This window comes from Burkholderia sp. WSM2230, assembly GCF_000472445.1.
Lineage (GTDB): Bacteria > Pseudomonadota > Gammaproteobacteria > Burkholderiales > Burkholderiaceae > Paraburkholderia.
Map to the genome: position 1 here is coordinate 65,388 of NZ_AXAJ01000014.1, position 20,992 is coordinate 86,379.

Genomic DNA, 20,992 nt, shown 5'->3' on the forward strand with positions numbered 1-20,992 from the left:
CCGTCAGCACGACGTCACCTTTAGCCGTACCCGCCGCTGCTCGACAATCCGACGCGCGGCGGGTCCAGATCACCCCTAGATACAGATAGAGAAGAGAACCACATGGGCAAGGCAACCGGTTTTCTCGAGTTCGAGCGCCGCCACGAGGCGTACGAAGCTCCGCTCACGCGTGTGAAGCACTACAAGGAATTCGTCGCGGCACTCACCGACGACGAAGCGAAGATTCAAGGCGCACGCTGCATGGACTGCGGCATTCCGTTCTGCAACAACGGCTGTCCGGTGAACAACATCATCCCGGACTTCAACGACCTGGTGTTCCATCAGGACTGGAAGAACGCGATCGAAGTGCTGCACTCCACGAACAACTTCCCGGAGTTCACGGGCCGCATTTGTCCGGCGCCGTGCGAAGCGGCGTGCACGCTCGGCATCAATGACGACCCGGTCGGTATCAAGTCGATCGAACACGCGATCATCGACAAAGCCTGGGCCGAAGGCTGGGTCGCGCCGCAGCCGCCGAAGCACAAGACCGGCAAGAAGGTTGCCGTCGTCGGTTCGGGCCCCGCAGGTCTCGCGGTCGCGCAGCAGCTCGCGCGCGCGGGCCACGAGGTGACGGTGTTCGAAAAGAACGACCGCATCGGCGGCCTGCTGCGTTACGGCATTCCCGACTTCAAGCTTGAGAAGTGGCTGATCGACCGCCGCATGCGCCAGATGGAAGCGGAAGGCGTGACGTTCCGCGCGAACGTGTTCGTCGGCAAGGCCGATTCGCTGCCGCCGTATATCGGCAACACCGCGAAGGAAACCATCACGCCGGAGCAGCTGAAGGAAGATTTCGACGCGGTGGTGATCGCGGGCGGTTCGGAAACGCCGCGCGATCTGCCGGTGCCTGGCCGCGAGCTGGAAGGCATCCATTACGCGATGGAATTCCTGCCGCAGCAGAACAAGGTCAATGCCGGCGACAAGGTCCCGCATCAGCTGCTCGCGAAGGGCAAGCACGTGGTGGTGATCGGCGGCGGCGATACGGGCTCGGACTGCGTGGGAACGTCCAACCGTCACGGCGCGAAGAGCGTCACGCAGTTCGAACTGCTGCCGCAGCCGCCGGAAGAAGAGAACAAGCCGCTCGTGTGGCCGTATTGGCCGATCAAGCTGCGCACGTCGTCCTCGCATGAAGAAGGCTGCTCGCGCGATTGGGCTGTCGCCACGAAGCGCCTCGAAGGCAAGAACGGCAAGGTCGAGAAGCTGATCGCGGCACGCGTCGAATGGAAAGACGGCAAGATGCAGGAAGTGCCGGGCTCGGAATTCGAAATGAAGGCCGACCTCGTGCTGCTCGCCATGGGCTTCACGCAGCCGGTGTCGCCGGTGCTCGAAGCGTTCGGCGTCGACAAGGACGCGCGCGGCAACGTGCGAGCCTCGACGGAAGGCGACAAGGCGTACTACACGTCGGTGGACAAAGTGTTCACCGCAGGCGACATGCGCCGCGGCCAGTCGCTCGTCGTGTGGGCGATCCGCGAAGGCCGTCAGTGCGCGCGTTCGGTCGACGCTTTCCTGATGGGACATTCGGAACTGCCGCGCTAAACGTCGTCTGTTGCGGGCCAAGGCTTGCGGGAAGAGGTGGAGACGACACGGTGCTTGCCTGACGTGAAATCGGGTGGCACCGTCAAAGCGGTAAAAACAAAGCCGGGCACCTGAAAGGGTGACCCGGCTTTTTAATTTCAGCACGCGGCCGCGGTATTCACGTGACTTACCGAAACGCGTCTCGAAAGTCGCGGCGGAAATGACCCGGCGACATGTCAACCAGTTCAATCACCTGTCGGCGCTGGCAAAGGCTGCTCAGGGAGCGCGCGGAGAATCGACATTCTCGCGCGTTCGCTACTAAAAACCGGCACCGTGTGAGTTCTCGATGAGGACGGATGCGCCACCTTCTTGTCCCCGCACGGCAAGCAGGGCACAACAGGCCGCACGCAAACCGCGAGGGGAGACCGCCACCTGAATGAATCCAAGGAAAGGTGAATGGCTAGAAGGCGCAACTTGCGCTCTTCCTTTAAAAAACCCGTCAGGTGCCGGTTCACTACTTTCCAGCGCCCCCGGCAAAGATGCGCGACTACTCGCGCTTTCTCGCGGGCGACGATCCTCCGATCGCTTACATTCGGTAGTCTTCGAACTCCCATGCCGCGAACCGGGCGATCTTTACTGCGATGCTTTGCCAGTCGGGCCCGGCGCATTGTTGCACCATGCGCTGAAGTTGCCCGGTAATCACCGCAAGATCATAGTCAATCACGATCAACGAATGACGCCCCCAGCGCGTACCTGCTTCTCGTTTGAGTTCCTGGGAAAGCCATTGCGGCGTGCAAACCAAAAGCTCGAAATTGTCAGTACCCGGTTGACCAACCGCACCTATTGAAAGACGGATCCAGGTTCCGAAATTGTCTCGCTCGGTAGGTTGATAGCATACCAAGTCATCTTCCACTTCGAGAGAATAGAGCTTTCTAATTTCTGCGTTCATGGTGCTATGTTCAAGTGTCCATTCGCGTAGGGACGACCAGTTGGCGACATTTTCGATTCAAAGTTCGCTTGAACACCTGTCGTTGCGTACGGACTGTTAGGTTTTGAAGAAGGATAACGGTACACACGCAAGCCGTCAGCGCTGACCAAGCCAGAACCATCGCTTGTCTCGCGGGCCCCCGGTCCAACCCAAGCTTCACCAAGTGCCTGCGCATCTTCCGCCGTGGCCGTACCTAAGGTAGTGTTACCTTTGTTGCTTGCCGCATCTCGAAGGATACCGCTCATTTCCTCAGCGGTAAGCTGTTGCGGTACCTCTGCGCACTGCTTGGCTTCAATTTCAGGTTTAAGCCGTGCCGCTATTGGGATTGACGGGATCGGCAACTGGACATGTCGCGTCCGCTTGCACTAGATCTGGAGGCGCACCACACCACCGCTTGATTCGTGCCGGTTCGTTGACGCAGTAGTGATTTGACAGATTGATCGGCGTATTGCCCCAAGCGTTCGCGTAGCATGAGGAAGTCCCTTGTATCGCGCCCGATCTGACATACAGCGCAGCGCAGACGCCGTCTCCACTTTCGGCGTTTGCCCCGATCGCGGTAAGCAGTAATGTGAAGACGGTGAACAGACGAGAGAGCATGCCAAATGTGCTGCTCGATAACGTTCTGGTTTCCATTTTTCTCCTTAATTGTCAGTTGAGCCTTTAAAGGCGTAAGTATTTTTAAGGAGAATGAAATGTTTCGGAATCCGATAATTCCGAAGATTCTGATTGTTTTTGACGTTGGGGTAGAGCAATCGCATGAAGGTGAAGCCGACCGGCTCGCGCGATATGCATTGTTGGCGCAGACCTTGAGGCGATGTATCCTCAGTCCCGTCCTGGTGTCGATATTGCGCTTGAGCGGATGGCAATGCCGCACGCGTAGGCGAGCAAGTTACCGATTCGATAAGGATGGAGCGTCGAATTGATGCCGCAGATTTCCGGTTGCGTCGACCATGACGACCGAGCGCGCCGAGCATCAAGCACTTGCGGAATCGCGGTGATCTCGTTCCTTTTGTCTGCCGCGCGTATCTGCGCCCGCACCATTCCCAAGCCACCGCCGTAGGCCAACACCAGACGAAGTGCCCTCTGATCGCGCAATGCGAGCTATGCACTGTCATGCCGTCAACGGCTACCATTTGATCGGTCAGCGCTGGCCGAGATGCGTGGTGCAAGGCAGGCTTCAAACTGTCGCGCGAGTACGGCAAACGCGCGTCCGAGTATGGCATGCGACGCCATACCGTTGAACAGCGGCTCGTAGCTCCGCAGTCACAATTCCAGCATCGCTTCGGCGTACTTCTGAATCGCCGCGCAGCTATCGGTACCCGACAGCATTGCAAACAGTGCAGCCACCAGCATTTCCGTCAGATCATGCGATGGAGTGCGACTGCGCGGAACTCGAAAGTGGGCAAACCCATCTCCAATACCTAATGCGTCTTCCCGCATCTCAACTTCCAGGCATCAAAAGCTGGACTAAAGCGCTTTTAACCGGTTTCCAGCTGCCGCTATCTATAACGTTTCACGCAATCGTCCCGTTACCATACCGCGCCAAGGTCAGCCCGTCGACATCGATCTCCGGCTCGCGCTGCGCAATCAGATCGGCGACCACGCGCGCCGAGCCCATCGACATCGCCCAGCCGGTCGAGCCGTGGCCGAGATTGAGCCACAAATTGCCGATGCCGGACGGCCCGAGCAAAGGCGCGCCGTCCGGCGTCATCGGCCGGCGGCCTACCCAGAAATGCGCGGAGGTGGGCGTCGCGGCGTGCGGAAACCAGTCGGCCAGCACTTGCATCAGCGTCTGCAAGGCTTGCTCGCGCAGTGTCGCCTCGCGGTTGCCCAGTTCCGCCGTGCCCGCCACGCGCAGATTGTTGCCGAAGCGCGTGATGGCCGTTTTCAGCGATTCGTCCATGAGCGCGGCGCGCGGCGCCTTTTCATCGTCGATGATGGGCAGCGTCGCCGAATAGCCTTTGACCGGATAGAGCGGCACCTTCACGCCGAGCGGCGCGAGCAGCGCCGCACTGTCGACGCCCAGCGCCACCACCACGTTGTCGGCCGCCACCGTCTCCGCACCGCGCTCGCTTTCGAGACGCACGCCGCGCACGGCGCCGCCTTCCACGTCGAGCGACGTCACGCGCGTGTCGAAGCGAAAGCGCACTCCATGGCGCTCGCAGATTGCGCGGAGCTCGCGCGTGAAGCGGGCGCAATCGCCGGCTTCGTCGTCGGGAAGATGGACGCCCGACACCGGCATCGTGCGCGCCCAGCGCAGGCCCGGCTCGATGTCGATGCATTGCGCCGCGCTCACTTCCCGATACGCGATGCCCGCGTCGCGCAGCACCGCCAGCGCCGGTTGCGCGAGTTCGACGTCGTACTCGCTGCGAAAGAGTTGCAGATAGCCCTGGCTGCGGCCGTAATCGAACGGATGGCGGCTGCGGAATTCGCGCAGACACTCGCGGCTGTAGTAGGCGATCCGCTGCATGCGCTGCTTGTTGACGCGAAAGCGTTCGAGCTCGCATTCGCGCAGCCAGCGCGCGATCCAGCGCCATTGAGCCGGATCGAGTGTCGGGCGAAAAATGAGCGGCGAAGCGGGCTTGAAAAGGTATTTGAGAATCTTGGCCGGCATGCCGGGCGCGGCCCATGGCGTCACATAGCCGGGCGCGATCACGCCTGCGTTGCCGAAGCTCGTGGCGAGCGCGACGTCCGGCTCGCGTTCGATCAGCGTGACGTCGCAGCCTTGCTGGCGCAGGTAAAAGGCGGTGGCGACACCAATCACGCCGCCTCCGAGAACAATCGTTTTCATGTGCTTATCAGGCAAATCAGCGGCAACGCCGGGTCACAGTCCCAGTCAGCAATCTCATGCAGCAGGACTGGCCGTGCCGAGCACCTTGCCCTTCGTTTCGGGCAGGCACAAGGCGGCGACGATCACGAGCAGATAGCCCGATCCGGCGACAATCCCCATCGCCTTCACAAGCGACATGCCTTGCGAAAGCGTACCGACGAGAATCGGAAAGAACGAGCCGAAGCCGCGCCCCAGGTTGTAGCAGAAGCCTTGGCCCGAGCCGCGAATCGCATTCGGATAAAGCTCCGACAGATACGCGCCCACGCCTGCAAAAATCCCCTGCACGACGATGCCCAGCGGAAAACCGAGCGCAAGCATCATGCCGTTTGTGATAGGCAGCATCGTGTAGACCATGCCGAGCACGAACGAGCCGAGCGCGAACAGGACAAAAGACGCGCGCCGGCCGATCCTGTCGCACAGAATCGCGCCGACGATATACCCGGCGAACGAGCCGACGATCAGCACGATCAGATAGCCGCTCGTGTTGAACACGGACAGATGGCGCACGGTTTTCAGATAAGTCGGCAGCCACGTGGTGAGCGCGTAATAGCCGCCGAGCATGCCGGTGCACAACGCGCTGCCGAGCAGCGTGGTGCGCAGATGCGGCAGCGAAAAAATCTGCAGGAAATGCGCGGTCTCAAAGCCGCCCTCGCGCGCACGGCGCGTCTGCAGATAAATATCCGGATCGCTGACATTGCGGCGAATGTAGATGATCCACGCCGCCGGCAGCAGGCCGATCCAGAAACACGCGCGCCACGCGTACTGTTCGGGCAGCAACGCGAAAAACGCCCAGTAGACGATCGCCGCCGCGGCCCAGCCGAACGACCAACTGCTCTGGACGGTGCCCACGGCTTTCGCGCGATGCTGCGGCGAGCGGATGGTCTCCGCCATCATGATCGTCACGACCGACCATTCACCGCCGAAGCCGATGCCTTGCAGTGTGCGGGTGGCGAGCAGCTGCCAGAACGAATGCGTGAAGCCGGACAGGAAGGTGAAGAGCGCGAAAGTGGCGATAGTCCACTGAAGCACGCGGATGCGCCCATAGCGGTCGGCCAGAATGCCGGCGAGCCAGCCGCCGAGCGCCGACGAAATCAGCGAACTGGTGGCGATCATGCCCGCTTCGCTTTTGCTCATGCCCCACGTCGCGATCAGCGTCGGGATCAGGAACGAGTAGATCATGAAGTCGAACGCGTCGACGGCATAGCCGCCGAAGCCCGCATACAGCGTGCGGCGTTCGCGCTGCGTCAGTTCGGTGAACCATTGGGGAGAGAGCATATTTTTCGTGTTTCTCCTGGCTTTTCTTGTGTGCCGGCGGCGCGTGGGGCGGTTTTTCTATTCTACGGGGACGAGGCGTCGTGCGGCCACGTGTGGTCAAAATTGGCAGGAAACGGTAAGCAGCCGATAACAGAGAGAATGCTGATTGCAACCCGCATACTGGGAACGCGCTCCCGACGGGGAAGGTCACGCGACAATATTGCTTACGAACTAATACGTCGTAACCAGAAATTTATTTGGAAACGTTAAACTGCGCCCGCAGCGCATAGGCTGCACATTATTTACTCAGGCTTGCGCCTGCTACGTCGAATCGCCTGATGCCCGCCACCGCAAAAAACTGCCCGGAACGTCGCCGCTATTTTGTCCCCACGGTCATGCCTGCGAGCCTGCTTGCCGCTAGCCCATCGCGAAGGACCTTCCTGAAGCGCTCCGCCAGCGTGCTGCTGGTGTCCGGCGTGAGCAGCTCGCTGCTCTCCGCATGCGGCGGCGGCAATCTGGAGGACGAGCAGCGCGAGACGCCGCGGCTCGCATCGGTCGATAATTTTCGCGACGTCGCCGGCGCTGCCGCCGGCTATCCGACTGTCGACGGCAAAAAGATGCGCCGCGGCGCCTTTTTCCGCTCGAACGTCCTGACGCTCAGCGTGGCCGATCAGAACGAGATGGAAAGGCTTGGCATCGTCGGCGTTTTCGATTTGCGCACGCCCGGCGAGATAGAGCGCACGGCGGACATCTTGCCTCGCGGGTCGGTTTCGCAGGCGCTGGATGTACTGGGTGTGCGCGACTTCGTGCCGCCCGCTTTCAATTCGGCGGCCAACGCCGTCGCATTCATGGAATCGCAGGCGCGCGGCTATGTGACCGGCGCCGCGCAGCGGGCGAGCTTCGGCGCGCTGTTGCGTCAACTCGCGGACGGCACCGGCGCGCAACTATTTCATTCGAACGCGGGTAAGGATCGCGCCGGCTGGGTCGCGGCGCTGTTGCAGAGCATTGCCAACGTGCCGCTCGACGTGATCATGCAGGACTACCTGCTCAGTAACGTCTACCGCGCGCAGGCGATCAGGTCGATGAAGGAAACGTTGCGTGCGCAGGACGGCGACGCGCTCGCCGCGATTCAGGAGCCCTTGCTCGGCGTTCAGGAGAGTTTTCTGCAGGCTGGCTTCGATCAGGTGCAGGCGAGCTACGGCACAATGACGCGCTACCTGACTGACGGCCTCGGCGTATCCGATTCCACCATCGAGAGCTTGCGCAGCAGGCTTGTCGTTTCAACCAGCGGGCGCAGCGGCGGGTAAGAGCGCACGCAAAAGACGCACGCAGGGGACGCCGGAAAACACGCCGGCAAAACGCGCCAGTAAAACGCACCAGTAAAACGCGCGCAAAAAAAGTCCGCCCCAGATAAGCGGGCGGACTGAGAAGGGCGGCATCGAGGTTGCCAAGGCCAACTATAAGGCCCCCTGCCATGCGATATCCGATCCGGTAAGGCGAGGTAAGCGCACGAGCCGCACCATCTCATTCAGCTGCGGCTCTGGCCGGCGCTTCACGCCGACGCCGACGCCACCGGCAATTCGATACACACTTCCAGACCACCTTCTGCATGATTGCGTACGTGGCAACGTCCGCCGCGATCGTGCGCGAGCCGCGCGACGATCGCCAGGCCGAGCCCGCAATGGCCTTCGCCGCCGCGCGCGGCATCGAGTCTGACGAACGGTTTCATCGCGGCGGCAATGCGGTCGTCGGGAATCCCGCCGCCGTGGTCGCGCACGCCGATGATCCAGCATCCGTCGTTGCGCGCGGTGGAGATCTCCACAGGCGGCGCGCCGTGTTCGAGCGCGTTTTCGACGAGGTTCGTCACGAGCCGGTCGAGCAGCGTGCGCGGCAGCTTGAACGATGGACCGGCACGCAGATCGAGCCTGAACAGGCGGTCGTCGTCGGGGTTGTCGTCGGGACCGTCGGCAGGGGGGGCGCTGGCGCTGGCGCTGTTGCGGTTGCGGTCGCGGTCGCTGTCGTTGGTGCTATCGCCATCGTTCCCGCTGTCGGAAAACTGCTCGCGCAAGAATCCGTCGACTTCGACTGGCGGCCCCGCGTCGGCGGATTGGCCGGCGAATTCCAGAAACTGCTGGACGATGTTGGTCAGCGAATCCACATCGCGAATTAGCCCGGCGCGCTCGCTTTCCGCCACCAGCACGCTCGCGCGCAGCTTAAGCCGCGTCAGCGGCGCTTTCAGGTCATGCGCGACGCCGGCCAGCATGACCGCCTGGTCGTCGCCGGCCTCATTCAGACGCCGCATCATGTCGTTGAACGAGCCGATCAGATCGCGCAGTTCGCGCGGGCCTTGCACCGTCACCGGCTCGGGCCGTCCGCCCGAACCGAAGGCGCGCGCGGCGTCGGCGACGCGCGAGAGCGGGCGCTGCATTTGCCAGACCGCGAACAGCGAGAGGATCAGCGCGGCGGCCAACATCGAAATGGCTTCGATCAGAAAGCGCGGCGGCGGCGGAAGGTCGACCGGCAGCACCACCCAGTTCGACTTGCCCGGAAACAGCACCCACAGTTGCGGCGGCCGGAGATCGTCGACGGCAATCTGGGTGCCGGGCGGAAGCGTCTCGCGCAGATGCCGGGTCAACTGGACGACCAGATGGTCCGTGGGTTCGTGCAGATGGACGCTCGGCGGCATGTTCCAGGTCGGAACGAGATGGACGCGCATGGCGGGCGCGAGCGCCGCGCCCTTGATCGGCTCGCCGTTGATGGCCTGCAAGGCGAGCACGACGCCGCGCGCGAAGCCGTCGATTTCATGACGCGGCGGCTGCATGACAACGAGTACGAACCAGCCGGCCTGAATTGCCAGGAGCACCGCCGTGGAAAGCAACGCCATTCTGCCGAATAGCGTGTTCAGCGGGTTTCTCATGCGCCCGATGTGGCCTCTTCGGAAAACGGTGTGCCGTCGGCGTCGGGCACGAAGACGTAGCCTTTGCCGCGTACGGTCTGCACGTAGCGCGGATTGGACGGATCGTCTTCGATCACGCGGCGCAGGCGCCAGATCGGCACGTCGAGGCTGCGGTCGCGGAAGGCAAGGTTATCGCGGTGCACGAGGTCGTGAATCAGCACGCGCGACAACACCTTATAAGGGTTGTTGACGAAGATTTTCAGCAGCGCGAACTCGCTGTCGCGCAACGGCAGCTTGGTATCCGCACGCGACAGCGAACGTGTGGCGAAGTCCAGTTCGAACGGACCGAACCTGTACGGCTTGCGAGCTTCCGGTGCGCTCGTGGTGGGTGGGCCGCGGCGGCGCAGCACCGTGTGGATGCGCGCGAGCAGTTCGCGTGGATCGAAGGGCTTGGTCAGATAATCGTCCGCGCCGAGCGAGAGCCCGACGATGCGGTCGGCTACCGTGCCGCGCGCCGTCACGAAGATCACCGGAATGTCGTCGCCGGCGGCGCGCAGCGCGGTGAGCGCCCGCAGCCCGTCGGTGTTCGGCATCATGATGTCGAGCACGACGACCGACGGCCGTTCGCGCTCGAGCCGGCGCTGGAGATGGGTGCCGTCGTGCAGCACCGACGCGTCGAAGCCGTTCGACTGCAAGAACTTGCAAAGCAGATCGCGTACGACCGGATCGTCGTCGACGATAAGGACCTGTGGATTCATGGCGAAATTCTAGACCGACGCGCGCGACGCGCGGCCGACAGTTTTCTTACCAATGCTTACCCGTTGCGCGGCAGATTCACTGCGAACCCGGCACATCAGCGCGTAAGGCCGGTCACCAAAGGCTCACAGCATATTTCAGCGGGGCGCTGTCCGGCAACGCGCAGCGCGCTGCCAAAGCGCATTCGCACCGCTTCGGTCCGCACCGCGGAAATAATCCGGGCGCAACGGGAACTGCTGGAAACCACTCGCAACGGGTCGTAAGAACCGCCGGAAAGCGCGCTTTTCTTCGTGCATCGGCGGGGCTGCGGCGGCGAGATGATTCGTCCTGCGATACGTCGCGCCGCACGCCGGCAGAGCCCCGAGCCCCGAGCCCCGAGCCCCGAGCCTTGGTGCAGCCAGCGCGGCGCGCGACCGACATCCAGCCAACCCAGCGCTATGCGAGGCTCATCATGACCGTTCCAAGCCACCTCAATTCCACACACTTCTCATCGATCGCGCCTGCGAAGCCGGTGGAAAAACCGGCGACTACAGGCAGCTCCGCGAATTCGAGCACCACGCAAGCCAAAGGCTCCGCGACCCAGCCGCAGCCGTCGCTGCCTGCGGGCCTCGTGGGCCATCACGTCAACACTACCGCCTGACGTACCGAGGTTCGTGTGTCGACTCTGAAACTTTACAGGCGCTTGCTACGCGCCACTGCGTGGCTCGCGCTCGGCGCGGCGCTGCTGCCGCTCGACGGCTGCGCCGTTGCCGCGCTGCCATGCCGGCTCACGTCGGCCACGTTGAAAATCATCCCGGTCGTCGGCCATGCGGCGGCCGCGCCGTTCGACATGTGTTCATCCGCTATCGACTGAATCATGACAGCCACCCGGATTGTCTGCGCGCTGGCGCTGCTATGCGGCATGTTTTCGCTGAACGTCGCGGCGCGCGATGCCAGTGTTGCGGCGTCCGCTCCAGCTTCGAAAGACGCTTTGACCGACGCCCGACGGCGTGCGCAGGAGACGCCCTTTGCATTCCGCGGAATTGCGCTTGGCATCACGCTCGACGAGTTCCGCGCCGGTTCGAAGGTGCGTGCGACGCCGCTCGGCAGCGTGCCGGTCTGCGAGACGGACGTGCAGGCGGGCGCGCTCGGCATGCGGCTCAAGTCACGCGAGAGCCTGACCGTCGCGTGCCATTGGGCGCATCGCGGCGACAACGGTTGGGCGCTCTCGCAAGCGGTCGTCGACGGTGCGCCGGCGGCCGAGCACGTGCTGCGCTTCGCGCGCATGGAAGGGCAGAGCGATGGCCAAAGCGCGCTGCGGCTCTACGAGATGTCCTTCGTGATCGACGAGGTCACCGCCGAGGATCTGCGTGATGCGCTCGCGGAGCGCTACGGCCCGCCGCGTCACGCGACGCAGAACGTGTCGTCGCCCGGCGCGCTGCCGGTCTACGTGTGGGAGAACGCGGTCAGTTCGATCACGCTGTGTTTCCTGCCGGGCACGCGCAACGGCACGCTCACTTATCTGCTGAAGGGCTCGGACGCGTGGGTCAAGTCCGTCGTGCGGCAGTGGCAGGCGAGCGATGCAGAAGCCGGTTGATGTGCGCTGCGGCTCATGCGGCCGGTGCAGTTGAAGATTCGGCCGAATTCAAATCATTCAGGCCAGGAGTAAAACAATGCTTACGCTACGTGTTTCCGTCGCGCTGTGCGCGGCGGCGTGTTTGTCCGCTTGCGCGAGCGGACAGAGGTCGATTGTCGAAACGCCGATGGCGCCGCCGCTAGTATCAGCGCCGCTGAACGTCAACACGCAGGGCGCGATCTATCAGGCGGGCACGCTGATGGTTCTCTACGAGACGCCGCGCGCGCAGCATATCGGCGATGTGCTGACCATCCGCCTCTCGGAGTCGTATAGCGGCAACAATAGTTCCACTGCGGCCGCGAGCCGTGCGAGCACCATCACCGCCGACGCCGCCGACAAATCGACCGGCGCGGCCGCGCGACTTGCAAGGCTCTTCAACATCGGCTCCGCAAGCACGGAATACAAAGGGCAGGGCAGCCTGACCGACGTCAGCGGCATGACGGGCACGCTCGCCGTGACCGTGATCGGCACCATGCCCACCGGCAACCTGGTCGTATCGGGCGAAAAGGTGATTTCGATGAGCGGCAACCGCGACCGTCTGCGGCTGTCGGGCGTCGTGAATCCTAAGGATATCGAAGCAGGCAACTACGTCGCATCGAGCAAGGTCGCGAATGCGCGCATCGAACAGGCCGGCACAGGCATGATCTCCGACGCGACGACGATGGGCTGGCTGCAGAGAATGTTCCTGAGTGTGCTGACGTTCTAATGCTGGCGGCGGCGCATCGCGGCGCCGTCCGCTTGTGCGCTGCCAAGGTTGCCGCGCTTATTCCGAAAGCGCGGCCGGTCCGCGCTCAGCGGCGCCGATCTCGCCGTCCGGCACGAACACATAGCCGCGTCCCCACACCGTTTGCACGTAGCGAGGCTCGGATGGATCGACCTCGATCAGCCGGCGCAAACGCCAGATCGACACATCGAGACTGCGGTTGCGATGCGCCTCGCTGTTGCCGTGCAGTTTCTCGAGCAGTTGCGCGCGCGTGAGCACCGTCATCGCATGCGTGACGAACACTTTCAGCATGGCGAATTCGCTCGAGCGCAGGGTGATGCGCTCGCCGTCGCGGCGTAGTTCGCGCGCCGGGAAGTTGACTTCGAAGCGGCCAAACCGGTACGGCGCGCGTTGTTCCGGCGCGCTCGGCGCAATCGAGCCGCGCCGGCGCAGCACCGTGCGAATGCGCGCGACCAGCTCGCTCGGTTCGAACGGCTTGCCGAGATAATCGTCGGCGCCGAGTTCGAGACCGATCACACGGTCGATCGGGTCGGCGCGCGCGGTGAGAAGAATCACGGGGATATCGTCGCCCGCCACGCGCAACGCGCGCAGTGCACTGATGCCGTCGAGCTCCGGCATCATGATGTCGAGCACGACCAGCGCGGGACGTTCGTCCCGCAGCTTGTTCTGCAGCGCCATGCCGTGCTCGAGCGTGGCGACCTTGAAACCGCGCCCTTCGAGATACTGGCTGACGAGATTGCGTACGACGGGGTCGTCGTCGACGACCAGAATGGATGGGTTCATCAGGTCATCTTAGTGTTCCGTGCGGGCGCAGCAAAGCGGCTAACGCTTTCCAATCCTTTCTCGCGTAAGGGAAAGCAAGCGGCGTATGTCTAATTGAGCTGCGAAGTTTGCAGTGTCTGGCGGCCGAAATCGGTGCGGTCGATCACCATTCTGTCGATCAGCCCATTGAGCTTGGTCGACGCGGAGGAGAAGCGGTCGGTATTGAGGCCGCCCGTCTGATAGCGCGCGGTGACGAGAATGCGGCCGTTCTGCACGAGCGTCAGGTCGATGATCGACAGATACTGGATCGTGTCGTCGCTGAACGAGCGGCGGCCATAGTCGATTGCGGCGTTGTATACGAGGCGCGCCTCGCAGCCGGCAGGCGAGGTGCCGGGATTGTAGACGTCCGAACGAATGCCGCGGCGGTCGAGCGCAAGTTGCAGCGCCGGCACGAAATCGCCGACCGACACCGTAGTGTTCACCTCGATGCACACATGGCGCACATCCGCGGGACGGCCGCTGACGAAAGTCGGCGACGAATAATTCGCGGCGATTGCGTAGCCGGCCTGAATCACCGAGCCGGTTGCGTCGGCTGCCTGGATCAGCGTCCACGCGCAGCCGTTCAGTCCGAGCGTCAGCGCCGCGCACGCGAAAAGCCGCGCGCCGGGCCGCCGCAACATGACCCGCGCCGCCCGAGGGGCTCGCGTGAAAGCGTCAGCACGTGTGCCAGGCAGCGTTGCCATCGTCGCGCGGTATCTGAATTTAGCGCGTGATGCGCAGGCGCAATTCGTTTTGACCTTGCACGCTCGCGGTCACATTCACGCGACGTCCCGCAGTGGTCACGATGAAATGCTGACGCGTCGGCGTGTTGACGTCATGCACGACATTCGGAAAGCAGGCGGCGATGTCGGCGCCCATTTCCTCGAGCGGGTCGTTGACGAAACCGTCTGCCTGCCAGTGAGCGCGCCAGTGGCAATCGTACGCATGCGCGTTGGCGCGGCAGTCTTCGGTGCTTTCGACGCCCGGCAGTTGCGCGGCCGGCCCGGTGCGCAGTTGCTTGAAGTCAGATGCTTCGACGATGTGCTTCAGCGCGGGGCACACGTCGGCCGGTTCGTTCGGCGGCGTGGTTTGCGCTGCATGCGCGGCGCCTGCGAACAGCATGGTTGCGCCCACAACAAGCGCGAGACGGTGAATCGAAGAACAGGCGTGACGATGGAGTGACATGAGCGAGAGTCCGTTAGCAGTGGATGGCGTGCGGGCCGCGGGGGACGGCGCGCACGACTATCGTCGCTGTTTCGGCCTCGTTTCAAAGGGCGGAAAAGCTTGCCCGCTTCGCAAATGCTTTCCAACTGTTCGCGCGTGTTTCCGGATCTTGCCGCAGATAGGGCGTGTTTCTGCGCCGCAAGGGCGCGAATGCTGATTCAGCCGGGCGTCAGTCCGCCGTCGACGTGAATCACTGGCCCGTGATCTGGCGTGCGTCGTCGGAAAGCAGGAAGGCGATCAGCGCGGCGACATCCGCCGGGCCAACGCCGCACCGATGCCGGAACCCGCGCCGGCGATCAGCACGACGCGCTCGAATCCGGCGCTGACTTCGGCGGCTACGTCGCTTTCCATGTTCATGCGGCGACCGCTTCGGCGGCGCGCTCGACCTCGAGCGTTTCGTTGTGGAACGTCGCCAGCGACTCGCGATGCGCGACGCTGACAATCGCCGCCTTCGGCAGCCGCTCTGTGAAGAGGCGGTAGAGACGCGCTTCGTTTTCGGCGTCGAGCGCGCTCGTCGCTTCGTCGAGGAACAGATAGTCCGGCTTGTGCAGCAGCACGCGCGCGGCGGCGAGGCGCTGTTGCTCGCCTGGCGAGAGCACGCGCGTCCAGTGGCCGGATTCCTGCAGACGGTCCGCGTATTGCGACAGATGGCAGGTGACGAGGGCCTCGCGGCATTCGTCGTCGGTATAGGTGTCCGCCGCCGACGGATACGCGAGCGCCGCTTTGAGCGTGCCGATCGGCATGTAGCTCACTTGTGGGATAAACATCATGCGGGCGTTGACCGGCGCGTCGATCGCGCCGTCGCCGAACGGCCACAGGCCGGCGAGCGCGCGCATCAGCGTGCTCTTGCCCGAGCCGGACGGGCCGCGCACGAGCCAGCGCGAGCCCGGGTGAATCACGATATCGCGGATGCGCGAGAGCGGATTGCCGTTCGGCAGCGCGAGCTTGAGGCCGTCGGTTGCGAGTTTGTCGGCGTCGACGAAATGCAGATTGATGCCGCCGTGCGCGGTGGCCGGCGAGACCGATTCCTTTAGACGCGGCGCATGCACGACGCGCTTGAATTCGCGCAGACGGTTGACAGTGGCGCGCCACTCGACGAGCGTGGAATAACTGTTGATGAACCACGAGAATGAATCGCTGACGGTGCCGAACGCGCTGGAAATCTGCATGAGCACGCCGAAGGTAAAGGCGCCGGCGAAATAGCGCGGCGCGGCGACGACGAGCGGAAAGATGATCGCAATCTGGCCATAGAAGCTAAGCACGAAGGTGAGCCGCTTGGTGTACTTCATGACCTGCCACCAGTTGTCGCGGATCCGGCCGAACAGCGAATACGCGTTCTTCTTCTCCGTGTCCATGCCGTTGTAGAAAGCGATCTGCTCAGCGTTTTCGCGCAGGCGGATCAGGCCGAAACGGAAATCCGCCTCGACCTTCTGTGCCTGGTAGTTGATGGGCACGAGTGGATGCCCGACTTTCTGGATCACGAGCGATCCGACTACCGCGTAAAGCGCGGCCGCCCACACCATGTAGCCAGGAATATGCAGCGGCACGCCGCCGAGCGTGATGGTCAGCGCGCCGGCAAGCGTCCACAGGATCGTGATGAACGACACCAGCGTGACGACGGTGGACAGCAGATCGAGCGTGAGCGAAAGCGTCGTGGTGGCGAACGACTGCAGGTCGTCGCTGATACGCTGGTCGGGGTTGTCGGCGAGACGGTCGCGCTCGATCCGGTAGAACGCGCTGTCGTGCAGCCACTCGTTCAGATAGCGCGTGGTCAGCCACTGGCGCCAGCGAAAGCCGAGCATCTGCCGCAGATAGCGCCCGTACACGGCGAGAATGATGTAGCCGAACGCGAGCCCGGAGAAGATCGTCAGCAGATGCGGGAAATCGCGCACGTTCTTGGTTTGCAGCGCGTTGTAGAAATCCGCGCTCCAGCGGTTCAGGCGGACGTTGATCCACACGACCATCAGGTTCATCACGATGATGGCGATAAGGAGCGCCCACGCCGTCTTTTTTTCTTCCGACACCCAGTAGGGCTTGATGAGGCTCCAGGCGGAGACTTTCTCGTCGGGCGGCAGGGCGGGGCTGGCAGAAGTGTTCGTTCTCATGTGCGTCCTGAGGAGTGCTGTTCTGTTCGGGCGGACCTGGGCGGACCAACCGGTCGCAGGTGCCTGTATCGTCCGGGCGCCGCGTCTGGCGAGCGAACGCCGCGGCGATCGCCAATTCTGGCGCAAAGCGCTTAAGCGAGGATTAATTGTCGGCGCGGCGCTTGCCGCAAAGCGGTCGCAGGCGCGCACCGCGATGTGCCCCGCCTGGCTTACGCCCACGCCGCATTCGCCGCGCCATCTCTGCCGGCATTGTGCCAGAGCGCCGGGTGCTCACTCGCGAGAGCGCCCAGCCGGCCGTCGCGCGGAAGCGCAACGGCGCAAAAGGTGGTGCCGGATCAAGTCGCGTGAGAGGCGATGCACCGCTCGTTTGCGAGCGCCGCGCCTTTTATGGTCTAATGACCTTTGACGAAACAGGGGTGCTTCGCACTTGAGCGGCGTGATTCTCACGCTGCGGCAGCGAGGCTGAGAGAGACCCTTTGCACCCGATCCGGGTAATACCGGCGCGGGAAGTTTCCGGAAGCAGCCAGTCTTCCATTCCCCGCCGGGCGGCGTACTTCAACCAAGCACGCCTGTTGCCCGGCCGGCCTCGCCCGCCGGTTTCGTCCTGGGTACGCGCTTCTTTTTGGCCGTACGGAAAGGACTCGATGACCGCCTATTACTCAGTTATGTGTTTTGCTCCTTGTCGCGCTGTCAGTCACGCGCGCTGCATTGCTATTGCCCACCGCATTCAGTTGGAGCGAGCCCAATGAGCCGCGCTGCCCAACCCGATTTCGCCGTGCTCGGCGGCGGCCTGTGCGGGCGCCTCGTCGCATGGCGGCTCGCCGGCGAAGGGCATCGCGTGGCGCTGTATGAGCGCGGCGACGCCGCCGGTTCGCAGGCCGCCGCGTGGGTCGCCGCGGCCATGCTGGCGCCGCTCGCCGAAGCCGCCAGTGCCGAACTTCTGATTACGCGATTGGGCGCGGCATCGCTCGAAACGTGGCCGCAAGTGCTGGCCGAGCTGCCGGAGCCGGTGTTCTTCCAGCGCAATGGCACGCTCGTGGTCTGGCATCACGCGGATCGAACCGAGGCGCCGTTATTCGAAAGACGCGTGCGCGCGAACGCGCCGGCCGGATTGCTCGACGGCGGCTTCGTCACGCTCGCAGGCGCGCAACTCGGCGCAGCGGAACCTGCGCTCGCGGGGCGTTTCAACCAGGGCTGGCTGTTGCCGCGCGAGGGACAACTGGACAACCGCCAGGTGCTTGCCGCGCTCGCGGCGGGCCTCGCGCAACGCGGCGTCGAAACACACTGGAATACGCCTGTGCGCGAAGACGCGCTGCCTCCGGCGCGCATTACGATCGACTGCCGCGGTCTCGGCGCCAAGCCCGTGCTGCCGACGCTGCGCGGCATCCGCGGCGAAGTGGCGCGCGTGCACGCGCCGGGCATCCATCTGACGCGGCCGGTGCGGCTGTTGCATCCGCGCTATCCGCTCTATATCGCGCCGAAGCAGGACGATCTCTACGTGATCGGCGCGACAGAAGTGGAAGGCGAAGACATGTCGCCCGTCAGCGTGCGCTCCGCGCTGGAGCTGCTGAGCGCGGCGTTTTCGGTGCATCCCGGCTTTGGCGAGGCGCGCATTCTCGAACTGAATTCGCAGTGCCGTCCGACCTTGCCCGATCATCGGCCCGCGCTGCTGTGGGACGGCGGCCAGACGCTGCGCGTGAACGGGCTGTACCGGCACGGCTACATGATCGTGCCCGAAGTCGCCGACGAAGCCGCGCGTTTCGCGGCGGCGCTGCTGGACGGGCGCATCGGCGACGCCGACGCGTTCGCGGACTGGCAGCGCGGCGCGCGCTGGAGCGAGCTGTTCCAGCAGGACCGCGCGCGGGAGCCGGCATGAGCGCCGGCTCGTGGCGCGGCGCCGCGCTCGCTCGCGGATTGGCCATCGACTGAACTGTATTTGAACGCCATGGATATTCATATCAATCAGAAGCCGTTGTCGCTGCCCGAAGGCGCGACTGTCGCCGATGCGCTCACCCTGTACGGCGCGCGGCCGCCGTTTGCCGTCGCGCTGAACGGCGATTTCGTCGCGCGCACGCAGCATGCGGCGCGCGCGTTGCAGCCGGGCGACAGGCTGGACGTCGTGCAGCCGGTGGCCGGCGGCTGAGCGCGGTTGCGCAATAACCGGCCTGAACGCGAGGCAATCGCCACGCAACGACCACGCAACGACCACGCAGCGACCGCGCTAATCCACGCTAATCCACGCTGATCCGCAAAAGCCCCGTCTTGCATTGCAGGAGACCAGATGATGCAAATGACTTCCCCCCAAACCGTCGACGCGCTCACGCTCTACGGCCAGACCTTCGCGAGCCGCGTGCTGCTCGGCACGTCGCGCTATCCGTCGCTGCAATCGCTGTCGGATTCGATCGACGCCGCGCGGCCCGGCATGGTGACCGTCGCGCTGCGCCGGCAAATGAACGAAGGCGGCGCCGAAGCCGGCTTCTTCGATCTGCTCAAGCGCCACGGCGTGCCGCTGCTGCCCAACACGGCCGGCTGCCTGACCGTCGGCGAAGCGGTGACGACCGCGCATATGGCCCGGGAAATTTTCGAAACCGAGTGGATCAAACTGGAACTGATCGGTGACGACTACACGCTGCAGCCCGATCCGGTCGGCCTGATCGAGGCGGCCGCGAAGCTCGTCAAGGACGGCTTCAAGGTGCTGCCGTACTGCACCGAAGACTTGGTGATCGGCCGCCGTCTGCTGGACGCTGGTTGCGAGGCGCTGATGCCGTGGGGCGCGCCGATCGGCACCGGCAAGGGCGTGATCAATCCGTATGGCCTGCGCGTCTTGCGCGAACGGCTGCCCGACGTGCCGCTGATCGTCGACGCCGGACTCGGCGTGCCGTCGCATGCGGCGCAGGTGATGGAATGGGGCTTCGACGGCGTGCTTCTCAACACGGCCGTGTCGCAGGCCACGCATCCCGAGGCCATGGCGCGCGCGTTTGCGCTGGGTGTCGAGGCGGGCCGCGAGGCGTTCCTCGCCGGACCTATGGCAGAGCGCGAAAGCGCGCACGCGAGCACGCCGGTGATCGGCATGCCGTTCTGGCATCAGGACGGGAGCGCCGCATGACGCAGACATTGGCTCTGAAAGACCGCGACCTGTTCTGGCCGCCCGCCGACGAACTCACCGAAGCCACCGAGCGCATCCGCGCCCGCCTCGGCGACTGGCCGCCCACGCATGCGCCGTGGCGCATCTGCCTGACCGCCCCGGACGAGCCGAACGGCGGCGATCTGATCGTGATCCTGGACGCCGCGCGGCACGGTGAACTCATGGCGGCCTGGCTCATGCAAGGCGCAGCGGTGGTCGAAGCCGCCGAGCACAACGCGACGCTGCACCTGGGCGGCGAAAAATACCAGCTCGAAGGGCATCTCGCGGAGGACTGGATTCCCGCGCTTGCCGCGTTTCTGGATTGCGGCTTCGATCCGCATGACGCGCTCGTGCTGGCGCTGGCGTGGCGCGACGGCGACGAAACCCGCACCCATGCCGGTGGTGACTCCTTCCCTTGCGATCTCGCGACGTTTCCGCGACTGGCCGGTCTGCCGCAGGCGCCGTCCGAGGCGTTCCCGCGCTGCCCCGAGCGGCTCGGGCTGTATCCGGTGCTGCCGAGCGCGGAGTGGGTTGAGCGCGTGCTTGGCTTTGGCGTGAAGACGGTGCAATTGCGCCGCAAATCGGCCCATCCCGCCGACGAACTCAAGCGCGAAATCGCCCGCTGCGTGGCGGCGGGCCGGCGTCACGACGCACAGGTCTTCATCAACGATCACTGGCAGGCCGCGCTCGAGGCAGGCGCATACGGCGTGCATCTCGGCCAGGAGGACGTGCACACGGCCGACCTGTCGGCGCTGGCGGCGGCCGGCATCCGCCTCGGGCTGTCGACGCACGGCTTCTACGAGATTCTGAAGGCGCTGCATTTCCGCCCCAGCTATATCGCCTTGGGCGCAGTGTTCCCGACCACCACCAAGGTCATGCCGACGGCGCCGCAAGGCCTCAAGCGTCTTGCGCGCTACGTGCGGCTGCTGGAGGGCGTGGTGCCGCTCGTGGCGATCGGCGGAATCGATCTGCAGGTGCTGCCCGAGGTGCTCGCGACCGGCGTCGGTTGCGCGGCAGTGGTGCGCGCAGTGACCGAAGCGCCGGATCCCGCTGCCGCCGTTTCTGCGCTGCAACAAGCGTTTACGCAATAATCGTCCCGTATCGATAAGGAGAGGGCACCTCAC

At 64.1% G+C, this 20,992-nt stretch carries 20 protein-coding genes, 1 pseudogene and 1 riboswitch; of the genes and pseudogenes, 10 read left to right on the forward strand and 11 right to left on the reverse strand.

The window, feature by feature from the left end:
• Window positions 1-102: 102 nt before the first annotated feature.
• A complete protein-coding gene (locus A3AC_RS0123280; protein ID WP_025601833.1) occupies window positions 103-1,572 on the forward strand; it encodes a glutamate synthase subunit beta in 1,470 nt (489 codons plus the stop codon).
• 565 nt (window positions 1,573-2,137) lie between these two features.
• On the opposite strand, the gene A3AC_RS30210 is transcribed toward A3AC_RS0123280, so the two are convergent.
• From A3AC_RS30210 to A3AC_RS0123300, 4 genes are all read right to left on the reverse strand, one after another.
• A complete protein-coding gene (locus tag A3AC_RS30210; protein WP_084515563.1) occupies window positions 2,138-2,500 on the reverse strand; it encodes an immunity 8 family protein in 363 nt (120 codons plus the stop codon).
• A 1,302-nt stretch (window positions 2,501-3,802) separates the two neighbouring features.
• Window positions 3,803-3,979, reverse strand: coding sequence for a hypothetical protein (locus A3AC_RS30540; protein WP_156924658.1), 177 nt, complete (start codon window positions 3,977-3,979; stop codon window positions 3,803-3,805).
• A 73-nt stretch (window positions 3,980-4,052) separates the two neighbouring features.
• Window positions 4,053-5,330, reverse strand: coding sequence for a D-amino acid dehydrogenase (locus tag A3AC_RS0123295; protein ID WP_025601834.1), 1,278 nt, complete (start codon window positions 5,328-5,330; stop codon window positions 4,053-4,055).
• A gap of 54 nt (window positions 5,331-5,384) precedes the next feature.
• Window positions 5,385-6,644, reverse strand: coding sequence for an MFS transporter (locus A3AC_RS0123300; protein WP_025601836.1), 1,260 nt, complete (start codon window positions 6,642-6,644; stop codon window positions 5,385-5,387).
• Between the two features lie 317 nt (window positions 6,645-6,961).
• On the opposite strand from A3AC_RS0123300, the gene A3AC_RS0123305 reads away from it, so the two are divergent.
• A complete protein-coding gene (locus A3AC_RS0123305) occupies window positions 6,962-7,930 on the forward strand; it encodes a tyrosine-protein phosphatase (RefSeq protein WP_025601837.1) in 969 nt (322 codons plus the stop codon).
• 245 nt (window positions 7,931-8,175) lie between these two features.
• Here the strand turns inward: A3AC_RS0123305 and A3AC_RS0123310 are convergent, their stop codons facing one another.
• Window positions 8,176-9,540 carry an ATP-binding protein gene (locus tag A3AC_RS0123310; protein WP_025601838.1) on the reverse strand — a complete coding sequence of 455 codons (1,365 nt, stop codon included), beginning with the start codon at window positions 9,538-9,540 and terminating at the stop codon, window positions 8,176-8,178.
• Entirely contained in the window at window positions 9,537-10,277 is a 741-nt protein-coding gene (locus A3AC_RS0123315) for a response regulator (protein ID WP_025601839.1), read from the reverse strand. The genes A3AC_RS0123310 and A3AC_RS0123315 overlap by 4 nt, the downstream gene beginning before the upstream one ends.
• Window positions 10,278-10,726: 449 nt before the next feature.
• Here A3AC_RS0123315 and A3AC_RS30215 point away from each other — a divergent pair, with 449 nt between their 5' ends.
• From A3AC_RS30215 to A3AC_RS0123335, 4 genes are all read left to right on the forward strand, one after another.
• Window positions 10,727-10,915: a hypothetical protein gene (locus tag A3AC_RS30215; protein WP_084515564.1), complete on the forward strand. Its 189-nt coding sequence runs from the start codon at window positions 10,727-10,729 to the stop codon at window positions 10,913-10,915.
• A 15-nt stretch (window positions 10,916-10,930) separates the two neighbouring features.
• Window positions 10,931-11,128: a DUF6726 family protein gene (locus tag A3AC_RS29500; protein ID WP_035475714.1), complete on the forward strand. Its 198-nt coding sequence runs from the start codon at window positions 10,931-10,933 to the stop codon at window positions 11,126-11,128.
• 3 nt (window positions 11,129-11,131) lie between these two features.
• Entirely contained in the window at window positions 11,132-11,851 is a 720-nt protein-coding gene (locus tag A3AC_RS0123330; RefSeq protein WP_025601843.1) for a hypothetical protein, read from the forward strand.
• A gap of 76 nt (window positions 11,852-11,927) precedes the next feature.
• On the forward strand, window positions 11,928-12,596 hold the full coding sequence (locus A3AC_RS0123335) for a flagellar basal body L-ring protein FlgH (protein WP_025601844.1): 669 nt from the start codon (window positions 11,928-11,930) through the stop codon (window positions 12,594-12,596).
• A gap of 57 nt (window positions 12,597-12,653) precedes the next feature.
• Here A3AC_RS0123335 and A3AC_RS0123340 read toward each other — a convergent pair whose 3' ends face one another.
• The 5 genes and pseudogenes from A3AC_RS0123340 to A3AC_RS0123360 all read right to left on the reverse strand — a co-directional run bounded on the left by A3AC_RS0123340 (window position 12,654) and on the right by A3AC_RS0123360 (window position 16,744).
• Window positions 12,654-13,397, reverse strand: a complete 744-nt coding sequence (locus A3AC_RS0123340; protein WP_025601846.1) for a response regulator — start codon at window positions 13,395-13,397, stop codon at window positions 12,654-12,656.
• Between the two features lie 89 nt (window positions 13,398-13,486).
• Window positions 13,487-14,056 (reverse strand): hypothetical protein, encoded by a 570-nt coding sequence (locus A3AC_RS0123345; RefSeq protein WP_232231980.1) that lies wholly within the window; start codon window positions 14,054-14,056, stop codon window positions 13,487-13,489.
• 82 nt (window positions 14,057-14,138) lie between these two features.
• Entirely contained in the window at window positions 14,139-14,600 is a 462-nt protein-coding gene (locus tag A3AC_RS0123350) for a hypothetical protein (RefSeq protein ID WP_025601849.1), read from the reverse strand.
• A 197-nt stretch (window positions 14,601-14,797) separates the two neighbouring features.
• A pseudogene (locus tag A3AC_RS31325) lies at window positions 14,798-14,898 on the reverse strand (SDR family oxidoreductase); the annotation flags it as partial.
• Window positions 14,899-14,992: 94 nt separating this feature from the next.
• A complete protein-coding gene (locus A3AC_RS0123360) occupies window positions 14,993-16,744 on the reverse strand; it encodes an ABC transporter ATP-binding protein/permease (RefSeq protein WP_025601851.1) in 1,752 nt (583 codons plus the stop codon).
• Between the two features lie 402 nt (window positions 16,745-17,146).
• Window positions 17,147-17,270: riboswitch (TPP riboswitch) on the forward strand.
• A gap of 219 nt (window positions 17,271-17,489) precedes the next feature.
• Here A3AC_RS0123360 and A3AC_RS0123365 point away from each other — a divergent pair.
• From A3AC_RS0123365 to thiE, 4 genes are all read left to right on the forward strand, one after another.
• Window positions 17,490-18,620 (forward strand): FAD-dependent oxidoreductase, encoded by a 1,131-nt coding sequence (locus A3AC_RS0123365; protein WP_025601853.1) that lies wholly within the window; start codon window positions 17,490-17,492, stop codon window positions 18,618-18,620.
• Window positions 18,621-18,689: 69 nt separating this feature from the next.
• Window positions 18,690-18,887, forward strand: a complete 198-nt coding sequence (gene thiS / locus A3AC_RS0123370) for a sulfur carrier protein ThiS (RefSeq protein WP_025601854.1) — start codon at window positions 18,690-18,692, stop codon at window positions 18,885-18,887.
• 147 nt (window positions 18,888-19,034) lie between these two features.
• Window positions 19,035-19,850, forward strand: a complete 816-nt coding sequence (locus tag A3AC_RS0123375) for a thiazole synthase (RefSeq protein WP_025601856.1) — start codon at window positions 19,035-19,037, stop codon at window positions 19,848-19,850.
• Window positions 19,847-20,959 carry a thiamine phosphate synthase gene (gene thiE / locus A3AC_RS30220; RefSeq protein ID WP_025601858.1) on the forward strand — a complete coding sequence of 371 codons (1,113 nt, stop codon included), beginning with the start codon at window positions 19,847-19,849 and terminating at the stop codon, window positions 20,957-20,959. The genes A3AC_RS0123375 and thiE overlap by 4 nt, the downstream gene beginning before the upstream one ends.
• The last annotated feature ends 33 nt before the right edge of the window (window positions 20,960-20,992 follow it).

What these genes read in the sequence shown, in the direction of transcription:
- A3AC_RS0123280 (WP_025601833.1), top strand. Translation starts at nt 103, where the DNA reads ATGGGCAAGGCAACCGGTTTTCTCGAGTTCGAGCGCCGCCACGAGGCG.
- A3AC_RS30210 (WP_084515563.1), bottom strand. Translation starts at nt 2,500, where the DNA reads ATGAACGCAGAAATTAGAAAGCTCTATTCTCTCGAAGTGGAAGATGAC.
- A3AC_RS30540 (WP_156924658.1), bottom strand. Translation starts at nt 3,979, where the DNA reads ATGCGGGAAGACGCATTAGGTATTGGAGATGGGTTTGCCCACTTTCGA.
- A3AC_RS0123295 (WP_025601834.1), bottom strand. Translation starts at nt 5,330, where the DNA reads ATGAAAACGATTGTTCTCGGAGGCGGCGTGATTGGTGTCGCCACCGCC.
- A3AC_RS0123300 (WP_025601836.1), bottom strand. Translation starts at nt 6,644, where the DNA reads ATGCTCTCTCCCCAATGGTTCACCGAACTGACGCAGCGCGAACGCCGC.
- A3AC_RS0123305 (WP_025601837.1), top strand. Translation starts at nt 6,962, where the DNA reads ATGCCCGCCACCGCAAAAAACTGCCCGGAACGTCGCCGCTATTTTGTC.
- A3AC_RS0123310 (WP_025601838.1), bottom strand. Translation starts at nt 9,540, where the DNA reads ATGAGAAACCCGCTGAACACGCTATTCGGCAGAATGGCGTTGCTTTCC.
- A3AC_RS0123315 (WP_025601839.1), bottom strand. Translation starts at nt 10,277, where the DNA reads ATGAATCCACAGGTCCTTATCGTCGACGACGATCCGGTCGTACGCGAT.
- A3AC_RS30215 (WP_084515564.1), top strand. Translation starts at nt 10,727, where the DNA reads ATGACCGTTCCAAGCCACCTCAATTCCACACACTTCTCATCGATCGCG.
- A3AC_RS0123330 (WP_025601843.1), top strand. Translation starts at nt 11,132, where the DNA reads ATGACAGCCACCCGGATTGTCTGCGCGCTGGCGCTGCTATGCGGCATG.
- A3AC_RS0123335 (WP_025601844.1), top strand. Translation starts at nt 11,928, where the DNA reads ATGCTTACGCTACGTGTTTCCGTCGCGCTGTGCGCGGCGGCGTGTTTG.
- A3AC_RS0123340 (WP_025601846.1), bottom strand. Translation starts at nt 13,397, where the DNA reads ATGAACCCATCCATTCTGGTCGTCGACGACGACCCCGTCGTACGCAAT.
- A3AC_RS0123345 (WP_232231980.1), bottom strand. Translation starts at nt 14,056, where the DNA reads ATGTTGCGGCGGCCCGGCGCGCGGCTTTTCGCGTGCGCGGCGCTGACG.
- A3AC_RS0123350 (WP_025601849.1), bottom strand. Translation starts at nt 14,600, where the DNA reads ATGTCACTCCATCGTCACGCCTGTTCTTCGATTCACCGTCTCGCGCTT.
- A3AC_RS0123360 (WP_025601851.1), bottom strand. Translation starts at nt 16,744, where the DNA reads ATGAGAACGAACACTTCTGCCAGCCCCGCCCTGCCGCCCGACGAGAAA.
- A3AC_RS0123365 (WP_025601853.1), top strand. Translation starts at nt 17,490, where the DNA reads ATGAGCCGCGCTGCCCAACCCGATTTCGCCGTGCTCGGCGGCGGCCTG.
- thiS (WP_025601854.1), top strand. Translation starts at nt 18,690, where the DNA reads ATGGATATTCATATCAATCAGAAGCCGTTGTCGCTGCCCGAAGGCGCG.
- A3AC_RS0123375 (WP_025601856.1), top strand. Translation starts at nt 19,035, where the DNA reads ATGACTTCCCCCCAAACCGTCGACGCGCTCACGCTCTACGGCCAGACC.
- thiE (WP_025601858.1), top strand. Translation starts at nt 19,847, where the DNA reads ATGACGCAGACATTGGCTCTGAAAGACCGCGACCTGTTCTGGCCGCCC.